Raw genomic sequence first — 13,082 nt, 5'->3', positions numbered from 1 at the left:
CCGGTGCTAGCTTCGGCTGTGGTCGCGACGCGGTGTGCCGCGCGGAAAGGAATCCATGACCACGTTGAGCAGGCCCCCCGCGGACCCATCAGCACGACGCCCCAAGGGCATGGCGGCCCTGAAGATCTGGCTGCTGTTCGGACTCCAGGACAGCAAGGGGATACACCCGGGGCCCGGCGCCGTAAGCGACTCCCACCTGAAGAAACATCCGTGGTGGCAGGTGATGTGCCTGACCGGGGTGGACTACTTCTCCACCCTGGGCTACCAGCCGGCCATCGCGGCCCTCGCCGCCGGCGTGATTTCCCCACTGGCCACCATCGTCCTGGTGGCCGTCACCCTCCTGGGCGCCCTGCCCGTCTACCGCCGGGTTGCGGGCGAGAGCCCCCGCGGCGAGGGCTCCATCGCCATGCTGGAACGCCTCATGCCCCGCTGGGGCGGCAAACTGCTCGTCCTGGTTCTCCTCGGGTTCGCCGCCACCGACTTCATGATCACGATGACGCTCTCCGCTGCGGACGCCACCGCCCACGTGATCCAGAACCCGATCGTCCCGGCCTGGCTACAGGGGCAGAACGTTGCCGTGACACTCTTCCTGCTCGCCCTGCTCGCCGCCGTGTTCCTGCGCGGATTCAAGGAAGCCATCGGCGTCGCCGTCACCCTGGTCGCCCTCTATCTCGGACTGAACCTGGTCGTGGTCCTCACCACACTGTTCGAGGTGTTCACCCACCCCGTTGCCGTCGGCGACTGGTGGAGCACCCTGTGGACCTCCCACGGCAACCCGGTCATGGTCGTCGGCTTCGCGCTGCTCGTCTTCCCCAAACTGGCGCTGGGCCTCTCCGGCTTTGAAACCGGAGTGGCTGTCATGCCCCAGATCCAGGGCCATCCTGATGACACCGAGGAAAACCCTGTCGGCCGCATCAAGGGCGCCCGCCGCCTGCTGACCACGGCCGCCGTGATCATGAGCACCTTCCTGATCGCCACCAGCTTCATCACCGTCGTCCTGATCCCGGAGCAGGATTTCCAGCCCGGTGGCCAGGCCAACGGCCGTGCCCTGGCCTTCCTGGCCCACGAGTACCTCGGCGTCGGCTTCGGCACCGTGTACGACATCAGCACCATCGCCATCCTCTGGTTCGCGGGGGCCTCCGCCATGGCCGGGCTGCTGAACCTGGTCCCGCGGTACCTGCCCCGCTACGGTATGGCCCCCGGATGGGCCAAGGCCGTGCGGCCCCTGGTGCTCGTGTTCACCCTGGTCGGTTTCCTCATCACGTTCCTGTTCGACGCCGACGTCGACGCCCAGGGCGGCGCGTACGCAACCGGGGTGCTGGTACTGATGACCTCGGCAGCCGTCGCCGTCACGCTTTCGTCCCGCCGAGCGAGGCAGCGCAAACGCACTGTCGGGTTCGGGGTGACTGCCGTGGTCTTCATCTACACCACGATCGCCAACATCTTCGAACGTCCCGAGGGCATCCGGATCGCCGCGATCTTCATTCTTGGCATCATCGTGATCTCCCTGTTGTCCCGCGTCCGCCGGTCCTTCGAACTTCACGCCACCCACGTCCACCTTGACCGGGAAGCGCTGGAATTCATGTCCTCCAACCTCAGCGGCCCCATCGCGCTCATCGCCCACGAACCGCTCCGTCTGACCGCAGAGGCCTACCGGGACAAGCTCACCTCGGCAATCGAGGTAAGCCACATTCCGGTCGACTACGAGGCACTGTTCCTGGAAGTGATCGTGGATGACTCCTCCGACTTCGAAACCGCACTCGAAGTCCGTGGGGTGGTCCGGCACGGCTACCGGATCCTGGAAGTGCACGGCCCCGTGGTCCCGAACACCATTGCCTCGGTGCTCTTCCACATCCGGGACGTAACCGGCCTAATGCCCCACATCTACTTCCGCTGGACCGAAGGCAACCCGGTAATCAACCTTCTGCGCTTCCTGTTCCTAGGCGAAGGCGAGATCGCCCCGGTCACCCGCGAAGTGCTCCGAGAGGCCGAACCTGACGTCACAAAACGCCCCTGGGTCCACGTCGGCTGAGCGCCGAGCGTCGGCTGCACGGTCTGAAACCGACACTGCTCAGCCTGGCCAGGCGCAGGATGATCCCTGCGGCGAACATGAGGATGCCGAGCACCACGGACAGCGGCGGGAGGGTAGCGACCAGGGCCACACATGCCACGGCGCCAACCACTTGGAGTGCTTTGGGGTATCGGCGGTCTGTGGCCGGTTGCGTGAAGGCAGCGATGTTGGCGACCAGGTAGTAGATGAGCACGCCGAACGTTCCCGGCGCGGGCTGACGGCGGTCATGACGCATAATGGGTGCCATGCGACGGACTGTATTGGGGATCCTGGCCGCCCTCTTCCTGATGGCCTGCACGGCGTGCACCGTCACGCAGAAGGACCCGGACTACATGCCCCCGCCGCCGCTTCCCGTGCTGGAGCAGCTGAAACAGGCGCCCGTGGCGGACTCCGCCCCGTTCTCTGCGGGCGAGGACGTACTCAGCTTCGTCACGGCGGACCGAAACACCGTCTGCTCCCTCACGTCGGCGCGCGGCGAACACGTCAACCTGCCGTATGAACCAAACGCCTTCAGCGACCCCGGCAACAACAAGCTCGCCATCGTGCCGGTGGCGCACTGCGAGCTGGCCAGGTATGCCAAACCTGATCCCGCGGACGTCACGGACGACTGCGCCGGCACCGGCCTGGGCTACCTGGGCGGCGCAGCCCTGCTCACGCCGGACAAGGCGAGCTACGGCGAATGCCGCTCCGGTGTGACCCGGATGGAAGCCGAATTCGGGCCCAAAGGCAGCAAAGCCGGCCCCGTATCCCAGCTCCCCGTCCTGGACGACGGCCAGAACCTCGAGCGGAACGGCCTGCGCTGCTCGGCCTACAACGGTGGCGTGGCCTGCGGAAACGTCTCAGCCGGTGTTGCCTTCTTCATTACCCGGGACCATTACGAACTAGTTTCCGGAGGCAGTGAAAACGCCTCAGCGACGCCCTCGGAGGGGCCAAAAAGCCCGTAATCTAGGGGTTTTTCTACGCTCCATAGAATAGTGTCCTTACTCACATAACAGGTACTCTGGAACGGGCCGGTCCGCAGAAAGGACTAGAGTTCCGAAAGGAGCATTGCGCCGTGTGGCTCGTTTCCAAACCTGCCGCAGGGTGCGTTTATTCCGCAGCCCGGTAACCACGACTACGTGGGGTCCGGCTGTACAGAAACTACTTCGACGTAGAAGGACACTAAACCGTGGACCTGTTTGAATATCAGGCGCGCGATATGTTCGAGGCGCACGGTGTACCCGTGCTTGCTGGCATCGTGGCGCACACCCCTGAAGAAGCAAAGGCAGCTGCCGAGAAGATCGGCGGCGTAACTGTCGTCAAGGCACAGGTTAAGGTCGGTGGCCGAGGCAAGGCCGGCGGCGTTAAGGTCGCCAAGACCGCCGATGAGGCTCTGGAGCACTCCACCAACATCCTGGGCATGGACATCAAGGGCCACACGGTCAACAAGGTCATGATCGCCCAGGGCGCGGACATCGCCGAGGAATACTACTTCTCCGTCCTGCTGGACCGGGCCAACCGCAACTACCTGGCCATGTGCTCGGTAGAAGGCGGCATGGAAATCGAACAGCTCGCCGTCGAACGCCCCGAGGCGCTCGCCAAGATCGCCATCGATCCCGCAGTGGGAATCGACCAAGCCAAAGCCGATGAAATCGTTGCCGCTGCAGGCTTCGCGGAGGAACTGCGCGGCAAAGTCGCCGACGTAATCCTGAAGCTGTGGGACGTTTTCAAGAAGGAAGACGCAACCCTGGTTGAGGTCAACCCGCTGGTCAAGACCGGCGCCGGCGAGATCGTTGCCCTTGACGGCAAGGTCACCCTGGACGAGAACGCGGACTTCCGCCACCCTAAGCACGCACTCCTCGAAGACAAGGATGCTGCTGACCCGCTCGAGGCCAAGGCCAAGGCGCAGGACCTCAACTACGTCAAGCTGGACGGCGAAGTTGGCATCATCGGCAACGGCGCCGGCCTGGTCATGTCCACCCTTGACGTCGTTGCCTACGCCGGTGAAAACCACGGCAACGTCAAACCCGCCAACTTCCTGGACATCGGCGGTGGAGCGTCCGCCGAGGTTATGGCTGCCGGTCTGGACGTCATCCTGGGCGACGAGCAGGTCAAGTCCGTGTTCGTGAACGTCTTCGGCGGCATCACCGCCTGTGACGCTGTGGCAAAGGGCATCGTGGGTGCACTGGCTGAGCTGGGGCACTCCGCCAACAAGCCGCTGGTTGTCCGCCTCGACGGCAACAACGTCGAAGAAGGCCGCCGCATCCTGGCCGAGGCCAACCACCCGCTGGTTACCCTGGCCGCCACCATGGACGAGGGCGCCGACAAGGCCGCCGAGCTCGCCAACGCAGCTAAGTAAAGGGACGCACCATGTCTATCTATCTGAACAAGGACTCCAAGGTCATCGTCCAGGGCATCACCGGCGGCGAAGGCACCAAGCACACCGCCCTGATGCTCAAGGCCGGCACCAACGTCGTGGGCGGCGTCAACGCCCGCAAGGCCGGCACCACGGTCCTGCACGGCGATAACGAAATCACCGTTTTCGGCACGGTCAAGGAAGCCATTGCCGAGACCGGCGCCAACGTCTCCATCGTCTTCGTGCCGCCGGCGTTCACCAAGGACGCCGTTGTTGAAGCCATCGAGGCCGGCATCGGCCTGGTTGTCGTCATCACCGAAGGCGTGCCGGTCCAGGACTCCGCTGAGTTCTGGGCGCTGGCGCAGTCCAAGGTCGACGCCAACGGCAAGCAGGTCACCCGCATCATCGGACCGAACTGCCCCGGCATCATCACCCCCGGCGAGGCCCTCGTTGGCATCACCCCGGCAAACATCACGGGCAAGGGCCCCATCGGCCTCGTCTCCAAGTCAGGCACCCTGACCTACCAGATGATGTACGAACTGCGCGACCTGGGCTTCTCCACCGCCATCGGCATCGGCGGCGACCCCGTCATCGGCACCACGCACATCGACGCCCTCGAAGCGTTCGAAGCGGACCCCGAGACCAAGGCGATCGTGATGATCGGCGAGATCGGTGGCGACGCTGAAGAGCGTGCCGCGGACTACATCAAGGCCAACGTCACCAAGCCGGTTGTTGGCTACGTGGCCGGCTTCACCGCTCCGGAAGGCAAGACCATGGGCCACGCAGGCGCCATCGTCTCCGGTTCCGCGGGCACCGCCCAGGCCAAGAAGGAAGCCCTCGAGGCTGCCGGCGTGAAGGTCGGCAAGACGCCGTCCGAGACCGCCAAGCTGCTGCGCGAGGTCTTCGCGACCCTCTAGGTCCGCAGCACCACAGCACCAAAAGTACGACGGCGTCCGGCCGCCTTCCCCAGGGAGGGTGGCGGGACGCCGTCGTACTTTTCTTTAACTGCCGGCTGCCTCACCGGCCGAGCAGCTCGTCCAGCTGTTCGTAGCCGGCAGCAATGCCGGCTTCCATGCCGTCAGCCAGGAACCGGGCTCGTGCTTCCACGCTGGGGTAAACGGACCTGCCGGTGAGCTTGGAACGCCCGCCCGGCAAATCCTCGAACGTTCCGAACTCAAGCGTGACGACATCCGGATATCCCTCATATTCGAACGTCTGCAGCACAAACTCATTCTCGCGGACCGTGTGGAAGACGCCGCGGAACGCATGCCGCCGGCCGTCCCTGCCCTCCTGCACGAAGCGGTACGTTCCGCCTGGGCGGCAGTCAAACTCGTCAATCCGCGTGGCCAGCTGCCGCGGTCCGATCCACTGCCGGAACAGCCCCGGATCCACATGCGCGCGGAAGACCGCTGCCGCCGGGTAATCAAACTCGCGCTCGGAGTCCACAAACGGCAGATTCTCCGGGGCCACGAGCTTCAGTGCGTTGCTCATGCCGTTCCCTCCCCGGCCACCCGGCTGCCGGCAGTCCCGCCGAGGAGTTCGTCGAGCCGCTCATAGCCCTCCGTCATGCCGCCCTCCATGCCGGACTGCGCCATGCCGTCGCGGGACTCCTGGCTCGGGTAGACGGAATGCCCCTTGACGCGGCACCGGCCGCCGCCCAGGTCCTCGAAGGTGAGGAACTCGATGCTGACCACGTCCGGGTAGCCGTCGAATTCGAAGGTCTGGACGGCGAACTCGTTCTCGCGGACAGTATGGAAGACGCCGCTGAACCCGTACGCGGCACCGTCCGGTCCCGTGTGGAGGTAGCTGTAACTGCCGCCGGTGCGGAAATCGTAGTGGTTGATTTCCATCTTGAGTCCCCGGGGGCCGAGCCACTGGACGATCAGGTCCGGTTCCTCGTGGGCGCGGAACACGTCCGCCACCGGGAAGTCGAATTCCCGTTCGTAGTCAATGAAGGGGAGTCCCTCGGGGATGCTGAGTTTCAGTTCGTTGCTCATGATGGGTCCTTTGCCTGTGTGCCGCCTGAGGCGGCCCTGGATTGGAGTACGGCATCGAGGCTGCGGAACTGCCCCTCGCGGACCAACCGGTACTGGTCAATCCATGCGGTGAGCGCCTCCAGCCGTGCGGGGTTCAGGTGGACGGGCCGGCGCTGGGCGTCACGCGTGCGGGTGACCAGTTGCGCCTGCTCGAGGACCTGGATGTGCTTCGAGACCGCCTGTTTGGTGATCGCGAAGGGTTCCGCCAGTTCGTTTACGGTAGCCGGGCCCCGGCTGAGCCGGGAGATGATGCGCCGGCGGACCGGATCGGCGAGGGCCAGGAAGGCCGCATCGAGCAGTTCATCGTCGCCGGAGTCCATGGCCTGCCAATCACCTTGCCCTTAGTCAATCAATCGCTTTATCAACCTCTTGGTTGTTTAAGGCTACGCCTGCTGGAGCCCCCGGGCAAGGGGTATTTCCCTGCACTGATGGCTTGTTCCTTCGATCCATAGTTTGTTAGTATGTCAGGACAAACTACTGAAGGAGCAAACCGTGCCTCTCGTGCGAATTGATGTCAACCAGGGCCGCAGCCCCGAGGAGCTGGGCCGTCTCAGCCGGGGGATCCATGATGCGATCCTGGCGGAATACGGGATCCCCGAGCGCGACTACTTCCATGTCCTGACCGAACATCCCCGCGGGCAGATCTTTGCCCAGGATGCCGGGCTGGGGTTTGAGCGCACGCCGGACGTGGTGATGATCCAGATTTTCACCCAGGGCGGCCGGAGCCAGGAAGCCAAGCAATCCCTCTTTGCGGCGATCGCCGGCAGGCTGGGAGAGCTGGGCGTGGCCGGCGAGGACGTGTTCATCGGCTACGTGGAGAACACTGCCGGTGATTGGTCCTTCGGCTTCGGTCGGGCCCAGTATGTCACCGGCGAACTGTCGGTTCCCCGCAAGTAGCCCGGGCCTTTTTGGCCCCGCCGGGCAGTCCCGCGGGTGTCTATTCGGCATGTTATGCCAAGTTGTAAATATGTCAGTACAAACCTTTGACAGGACATTATTTCTAGGGCAAAGTAGTGGTTGTGGCCCCGCTCACGGGGGTCCGCCAGGAACCGGAGCTCTATCTGTTCAGAGGTACAGAGTTCAAACCAGAAAGGTCCGCGATTACCGTGACCCACGAACTGCTCACGATCGGGCGCATCAGCGTTGATATCTACCCGAACGACATCGGGGTGGATCTGGAGGACGTCACGTCCTTCGGAAAGTACCTCGGTGGTTCACCGTCCAACGTGGCTGTGGCAGCCGCGCGGCACGGCCGCCGGACCGGTGTCATCACCCGCACCGGTGATGACGCCTTCGGCACGTACCTGCACCGCGAACTGCACAAGTTCAACGTGGACGATACGTTCGTGACGCCGGTGAAGGAATGGCCCACCGCGGTCACGTTCTGCGCCATCAAGCCGCCGGAAGACTTCCCGCTCTACTTCTACGGACGTTTTCCCACGGCCCCGGACCTGCAGATCAAGGCCGAAGAGCTGGATCTGGACGCCATCAGGGAGGCGCGGATCTTCTGGTCCACCGTGACCGGGTTGTGCCAGGAGCCCAGCCGCGAAGCGCACATCAAGGCCCACGAAGCCCGCCCGCACGCCGGCCTGAAAGACGGCCAGTACACCATCCTGGACCTGGACTACCGGCCCATGTTCTGGGCCTCGGAAGCGGAAGCCCGGGCCCAGGTCGCCAAGATCCTGCCGCATGTCACGGTGGCGATCGGCAACGACAAGGAATGTGCCGTCGCAGTGGGCGAGGGAACCCCGGACGAGCAGGCAGACCGGCTCCTGGCCGCCGGCGTCGAAATCGCTGTCGTCAAGCTCGGCCCCGAAGGCGTGATGGCCAAGACCCGCATCGAACGCGTGGTGTCCGCCCCCGTTCCGGTGGAGACCGTCAACGGCCTCGGCGCCGGAGACTCCTTCGGCGGCGCCTTCTGCCACGGACTGCTGTCCGGCTGGCCCCTTGCCCAGGTCCTGGATTACGCAAATGCCGCCGGCGCGATCGTCGCGTCCCGCCTGTCCTGCGCCGACGCCATGCCGACGCCGGCCGAGGTCACCTCGCTGCTGGCCGAACGCGGCCGCCTGGTTCCCGGGCAGTTCGCCACAGAAGGAGCAGCACTGTGACCCTCACGCCCATCGCCTCGAACAATGCCCTCGACGATGATCCCCGCCGCTACGCGCACCTGAGCACCATCCGCCTGGAGGATCCGGACGCTATTGCCCGCGCTGCCAAGGCTCGGCGCCGCCACCCCGGGCTTAAGTACGGCCGGCAGAACTTCATCGTCGCCGCAGACCACCCCGCCCGCGGCGCCCTCGCGGTTGGCAACGATCCCGTGGCCATGGCGGACCGCCGGCAGCTGCTGGACCGCCTGCAGATTGCGCTGGCCAACCCCGACGTGGACGGCGTGCTCGCCTCGCCGGACATCATGGACGACCTGCTGCTGCTCGGGGCACTCGACGGCAAACTGATTTTCGGATCGATGAACCGCGGCGGCCTGTCCGGCCTCGTCAACGAATTCGATGACCGCTTCACCGGCCACACCGCCGCAGCCCTGGAAGCCTTGGGGGCCGACGGCGGCAAGATGCTCACGCGCATCTGCCTGAGCGACCCGGACACCGTGTCCATGCTGGAAGCAACGGCCAAGGTCATCGACTCCCTCGCTGAACGCAAGCTGATCGCCATGGTGGAGCCCTTCCTGTCCGTCCGCGAACACGGCAAGGTGCGCAATGACCTGTCCACCAACGCCGTCATCAAGTCCATCGCCATCGCCGAGGGCCTGGGGTCCACGAGCGCGTACACGTGGATGAAGCTGCCCGTGGTGGCCGAGATGGAGCGCGTGATGGCCGCCACCACCATGCCTACCGTGTTGCTGGGCGGGGATCCGGAAGGCACCCAGGACGAGGTCTTCGCCACCTGGGAGGCCGCCCTGGCCCTCCCCGGCGTGCAGGGCCTCACTGTCGGCCGGACCCTCCTGTATCCGCAGGACGGCGATGTTGCCGGCGCCGTGGCCACTGCCGCCTCCCTCCTTCACCACACCGCATCAGCCCACACCGCAGAAGTATCGGAGTAACTTCCCATGGGGACGAGAACAGCAACCGGAACCCGTCGTATGACCGTGGCCCAGGCCGTGGTGGAATACCTTTCCAAGCAGTACACCGTTGACTCTGTCGGCGGGCTGGATTACCGGGAACGCCTGATCCCCGGAACGTTCGGCATCTTCGGCCATGGCAACGTTGCCGGCGTCGGACAGGCTTTGAAGCAGTACCAGCAGCTCGATCCGACGATCATGCCGTACTACCAGGGCCGCAACGAACAGGCCCAGGCGCACCAGGCCGTGGGCTACGCACGCCACACCCGGCGCCGCCAGACGTTCGCCATCAGCACCTCGATCGGCCCGGGTTCCTCGAACCTGCTCACCGGGGCGGCGCTGGCCACCACCAACCGCCTGCCGGTGCTGCTGCTCCCGAGTGACACCTTTGCCACGCGTGCTGCGGACCCCGTCCTGCAGCAGCTCGAGCAGCCCTACGCCTACGACATCACCGTCAACGACGCGTTCCGGCCGCTGTCGAAGTTCTTCGACCGGGTCTCCCGGCCCGAGCAGCTGTTCTCCGCGTTCCACCACGGCCTGCGCGTCCTGACGGATCCGGCCGAGACCGGCGCCGTCACCATCTCGCTCCCGCAGGATGTCCAAGCCGAGGCCTTCGACGTGCCCGGGGAGTTCCTGGCCGAACGCGAGTGGCGCATCCGCCGCCCCGACGCCGACGACGTGGACATCCGCCGTGCCGCCGAGGCCATCCGTACCGCGAAGCGCCCGCTCATCATCGCCGGCGGCGGCGTCCTCTACGCCTACGCCAACGACGAACTCGCGAAGTTCGTCGAGCTGACGGGCATCCCGGTGGGCAACACCCAGGCCGGCGTCGGGGTCCTGCCCTGGGACCACAAGTTCTCCCTCGGTGCGATCGGCTCCACCGGCACGACGGCGGCCAACGCCATCGCTGCCGAGGCGGACCTGATCATCGGGATCGGCACGCGCTACGAGGACTTCACCACCGCCTCGCGGACCGCGTTCCAGAACCCGGACGTGAAGTTCATCAACATCAACGTCGCCGCCATCGACGCGTACAAGCACGGCACCTCGCTGCCGATCGTGGCCGATGCCCGCAAGGTCCTGGTCAAGCTGAACCAGGCCCTGGGCGGCTACCGCGTCGGTGCCGACCTGGAACAGAGGATCGCTGCCGAGAAGAAGCGCTGGGACGCCACCGTGGACGAGGCGTTCGATACCCGGTTCACGCCTCTGCCGGCCCAGAACGAGATCATCGGCGCCACCAGCCGGGCCATGGACGCCCAGGACGTCGTCATTTGCGCCGCGGGGTCCCTGCCCGGGGACCTGCACAAGATGTGGCGTGTCCGGGACCCCTTCGGCTACCACGTGGAATACGCGTACTCCTGCATGGGCTACGAGATCCCCGGCGGGCTGGGCGTCAAGCGGGCAGTGCTGGCGGAGGCCGCGCGCGGCGGCGAACAGCGCGACGTCGTGGTCATGGTGGGGGACGGCTCCTACCTGATGATGCACACCGAACTGGTCACCGCCGTCGCCGAACGGATCAAGCTGATCGTGGTCCTGATCCAGAACCACGGCTACGCCTCCATCGGCTCGCTCTCCGAGATGCTGGGTTCGCAGCGTTTCGGCACCCAGTACCGGGCGCTGAACGAGGAGCAGCACAGCTTCGACGAAGGCGAAACGCTCCCGGTGGACCTGGCCCTGAACGCCGAAAGCCTCGGCGTGAAGGTCATCAGGATCGAACCGGGGGAGAAGGTCATCGCCGAACTCGAGCAGGCCATCCGCGACGCCAAGGCCGCCCCCGAGCGCGGCGGGCCCATCCTGATCCACGTCGAATCCGACCCGCTGCTGGATGCCCCGAGCTCCGAATCATGGTGGGACGTTCCGGTCTCCGAGGTTTCCGATCTCGATTCCACCCGGCAAGCCTTCCAGACCTACACCGACCACAAGAACCGCCAGCGCAAGCTGCTCGGATAGAACTCCTCACAGACCAAGGAAGTCCAACACATGTCAACGACGACCGTCACCACCACCATCAACCACTTCATCAATGGTGAAGAGGCTCCGGGCGAAGGCACCCGCACCCAGCCCGTCTACAACCCCGCCACCGGCGCCGTGTCCGCGGAGCTGCGGCTGGCCAACCGGGCGGACCTGGATGCCACCGTGGCCGCTGCCCGCGCCGCCGCCGACAGCTGGGGCGACATCTCCCTGGCCAAGCGCACCACCGTGCTGTTCAAGTTCCGCGAACTCGTCGCCTCCCACGTGGACGAACTCGCCGAACTGATCACCGCCGAACACGGCAAGGTCCTCTCCGACGCGAAGGGCGAGATCGGCCGCGGCCTGGAGGTCATTGAGTTCGCCTGCGGCATCCCGCAGCTGCTCAAGGGCGACTACTCGGACCAGGTCTCCACCGGCATCGACGTCTTCTCCTTCCGCGAGCCGCTCGGCGTCGTCGCCGGGATCACGCCGTTCAACTTCCCCGTGATGGTGCCGCTGTGGATGGCTCCGATGGCCATCGCCACCGGCAACGCCTTCATCCTCAAGCCCTCCGAGCGCGACCCCTCCGCCTCGATGCTGCTGGCCAAGCTGTGGAAGCAGGCAGGCCTGCCCGACGGCGTCTTCCAGGTCCTGCACGGCGATAAGGAAACCGTGGACGGGCTCCTGACCCACCCGGACGTGGACGGCATCTCGTTCGTCGGCTCCACCCCGATCGCCCAGTACGTCCACGAGACGGCCACCAAGCACGGCAAGCGCGTCCAGGCCCTGGGCGGTGCGAAGAACCACGCCATCGTGATGCCCGACGCCGACCTGGACAACGCCGCCGACCACCTCGCCGCCGCCGCCTTCGGCTCCGCCGGTGAACGCTGCATGGCCATCTCCGTCGCCGTCGCCGTCGGCGATGCCGCCGACCTGCTGGTCAAGAAGGTCGAAGAGCGCGCCCTGGCCGTCAAGGTCAACAACGGCACCGCGCCCGACGCCGAAATGGGCCCGGTCATTACGCCCGCCTCCAAGGAACGCATCGTGAAGATCGTCACCGAAGCCGAAGCCGCGGGAGCGGCCATGGTGGTGGACGGCCGCGACCTGGTGGTCCCCGGCCACGAGGAAGGCTTCTGGGTCGGCCCCACCGTCCTGGACCACGTCAAAGCCGAAATGACCGCCTACACCGAGGAAATCTTCGGACCGGTCCTCGTCGTCGTCCGCGTGGAGGACCTGGATGCAGGCATCAGCCTGATCAACTCCAACCCCTACGGCAACGGCACCGCCATCTTCACCTCCTCCGGCGCCAACGCCCGCAAGTTCCAGCGCTCGGTGACCGTGGGCATGATCGGCATCAACGTGCCGCTGCCCGTCCCGGTGGCCTACCACTCCTTCGGCGGCTGGAAGGCCTCACTGTTCGGCGACAAGCACATCTACGGGCCGGAAGGCGTTTCCTTCTACACCCGTGGCAAAGTAGTCACGTCCCGCTGGCCCGAGCCCACCCACGCTTCGGGTGCCTCGTACAACTTCCCGTCCAACTAACCCCGACAAACCCCGGTCGACTGCTCCGTAACCGCCGTTTTGAGCGTCCAAAAGGGCGGTTACGGAGCAATCGAT

Annotated in this window: 13 protein-coding genes; 9 read left to right on the top strand and 4 right to left on the bottom strand. The window is 65.5% G+C overall.

The window, feature by feature from the left end; all coding sequences use genetic code 11:
* Positions 1-55 precede the first annotated feature (55 nt).
* Entirely contained in the window at positions 56-2,032 is a 1,977-nt protein-coding gene (locus tag CXQ91_RS09235; RefSeq protein WP_104173617.1) for an amino acid transporter, read from the top strand.
* Here CXQ91_RS09235 and CXQ91_RS25255 read toward each other — a convergent pair.
* The gene (locus tag CXQ91_RS25255) at positions 2,001-2,318 is read right to left on the bottom strand and encodes a hypothetical protein (protein ID WP_258073907.1); all 318 of its coding nucleotides are present in this window, start codon (positions 2,316-2,318) and stop codon (positions 2,001-2,003) included. The two genes, CXQ91_RS09235 and CXQ91_RS25255, sit on opposite strands and share 32 nt — an antisense overlap.
* Here CXQ91_RS25255 and CXQ91_RS09225 point away from each other — a divergent pair.
* The 3 genes from CXQ91_RS09225 (at position 2,308) to sucD (ending at position 5,323) form a co-directional block, all read left to right on the top strand.
* Positions 2,308-3,015 (top strand): hypothetical protein, encoded by a 708-nt coding sequence (locus CXQ91_RS09225; protein ID WP_104173616.1) that lies wholly within the window; start codon positions 2,308-2,310, stop codon positions 3,013-3,015. The two genes, CXQ91_RS25255 and CXQ91_RS09225, sit on opposite strands and share 11 nt — an antisense overlap.
* 224 nt (positions 3,016-3,239) lie before the next feature.
* Complete coding sequence (gene sucC / locus CXQ91_RS09220; RefSeq protein WP_104173615.1) at positions 3,240-4,409, top strand: ADP-forming succinate--CoA ligase subunit beta; 1,170 nt, start codon at positions 3,240-3,242, stop codon at positions 4,407-4,409.
* An 11-nt stretch (positions 4,410-4,420) separates the two neighbouring features.
* Entirely contained in the window at positions 4,421-5,323 is a 903-nt protein-coding gene (gene sucD / locus CXQ91_RS09215) for a succinate--CoA ligase subunit alpha (RefSeq protein ID WP_104173614.1), read from the top strand.
* 100 nt (positions 5,324-5,423) lie between these two features.
* On the opposite strand, the gene CXQ91_RS09210 is transcribed toward sucD, so the two are convergent.
* From CXQ91_RS09210 to CXQ91_RS09200, 3 genes are read right to left on the bottom strand one after another with little or no spacing between them, the layout of a single operon-like run.
* Positions 5,424-5,897, bottom strand: coding sequence for an SRPBCC family protein (locus CXQ91_RS09210; RefSeq protein ID WP_104173613.1), 474 nt, complete (start codon positions 5,895-5,897; stop codon positions 5,424-5,426).
* Positions 5,894-6,403, bottom strand: a complete 510-nt coding sequence (locus CXQ91_RS09205; protein ID WP_104173612.1) for an SRPBCC family protein — start codon at positions 6,401-6,403, stop codon at positions 5,894-5,896. The genes CXQ91_RS09210 and CXQ91_RS09205 overlap by 4 nt, the downstream gene beginning before the upstream one ends.
* Positions 6,400-6,762, bottom strand: a complete 363-nt coding sequence (locus tag CXQ91_RS09200; protein WP_104173611.1) for a helix-turn-helix transcriptional regulator — start codon at positions 6,760-6,762, stop codon at positions 6,400-6,402. Before CXQ91_RS09200 ends, CXQ91_RS09205 begins: the two co-directional genes overlap by 4 nt.
* A gap of 172 nt (positions 6,763-6,934) precedes the next feature.
* Here CXQ91_RS09200 and CXQ91_RS09195 point away from each other — a divergent pair, with 172 nt between their 5' ends.
* The 5 genes from CXQ91_RS09195 (at position 6,935) to CXQ91_RS09175 (ending at position 13,007) form a co-directional block, all read left to right on the top strand.
* Complete coding sequence (locus CXQ91_RS09195; protein ID WP_104173610.1) at positions 6,935-7,339, top strand: tautomerase family protein; 405 nt, start codon at positions 6,935-6,937, stop codon at positions 7,337-7,339.
* Positions 7,340-7,548: 209 nt separating this feature from the next.
* Positions 7,549-8,550, top strand: coding sequence for a 5-dehydro-2-deoxygluconokinase (iolC, locus tag CXQ91_RS09190; RefSeq protein WP_104173685.1), 1,002 nt, complete (start codon positions 7,549-7,551; stop codon positions 8,548-8,550).
* Positions 8,547-9,497, top strand: a complete 951-nt coding sequence (locus CXQ91_RS09185) for a deoxyribose-phosphate aldolase (RefSeq protein ID WP_104173609.1) — start codon at positions 8,547-8,549, stop codon at positions 9,495-9,497. The genes iolC and CXQ91_RS09185 overlap by 4 nt, the downstream gene beginning before the upstream one ends.
* A gap of 39 nt (positions 9,498-9,536) precedes the next feature.
* Positions 9,537-11,465: a 3D-(3,5/4)-trihydroxycyclohexane-1,2-dione acylhydrolase (decyclizing) gene (iolD, locus tag CXQ91_RS09180; RefSeq protein ID WP_104173608.1), complete on the top strand. Its 1,929-nt coding sequence runs from the start codon at positions 9,537-9,539 to the stop codon at positions 11,463-11,465.
* Between the two features lie 30 nt (positions 11,466-11,495).
* A complete protein-coding gene (locus CXQ91_RS09175) occupies positions 11,496-13,007 on the top strand; it encodes a CoA-acylating methylmalonate-semialdehyde dehydrogenase (protein ID WP_104173607.1) in 1,512 nt (503 codons plus the stop codon).
* Positions 13,008-13,082: the final 75 nt, after the last annotated feature.

It is taken from the genome of Arthrobacter sp. Y81 (genome assembly GCF_002929335.1).
Lineage (GTDB): Bacteria > Actinomycetota > Actinomycetes > Actinomycetales > Micrococcaceae > Arthrobacter.
Note: the sequence above shows the minus strand (reverse complement) of the source record. Positions and strands in the feature narration are given on the sequence as shown.

Excerpts from the sequence above, each read along its gene's own strand:
- CXQ91_RS09210 (WP_104173613.1), bottom strand. The coding sequence starts at position 5,897 with ATGAGCAACGCACTGAAGCTCGTGGCCCCGGAGAATCTGCCGTTTGTG.
- CXQ91_RS09175 (WP_104173607.1), top strand. The coding sequence starts at position 11,496 with ATGTCAACGACGACCGTCACCACCACCATCAACCACTTCATCAATGGT.
- CXQ91_RS25255 (WP_258073907.1), bottom strand. The coding sequence starts at position 2,318 with ATGGCACCCATTATGCGTCATGACCGCCGTCAGCCCGCGCCGGGAACG.
- CXQ91_RS09205 (WP_104173612.1), bottom strand. The coding sequence starts at position 6,403 with ATGAGCAACGAACTGAAACTCAGCATCCCCGAGGGACTCCCCTTCATT.
- iolD (WP_104173608.1), top strand. The coding sequence starts at position 9,537 with ATGACCGTGGCCCAGGCCGTGGTGGAATACCTTTCCAAGCAGTACACC.
- CXQ91_RS09225 (WP_104173616.1), top strand. The coding sequence starts at position 2,308 with ATGGGTGCCATGCGACGGACTGTATTGGGGATCCTGGCCGCCCTCTTC.
- sucD (WP_104173614.1), top strand. The coding sequence starts at position 4,421 with ATGTCTATCTATCTGAACAAGGACTCCAAGGTCATCGTCCAGGGCATC.
- CXQ91_RS09235 (WP_104173617.1), top strand. The coding sequence starts at position 56 with ATGACCACGTTGAGCAGGCCCCCCGCGGACCCATCAGCACGACGCCCC.
- CXQ91_RS09200 (WP_104173611.1), bottom strand. The coding sequence starts at position 6,762 with ATGGACTCCGGCGACGATGAACTGCTCGATGCGGCCTTCCTGGCCCTC.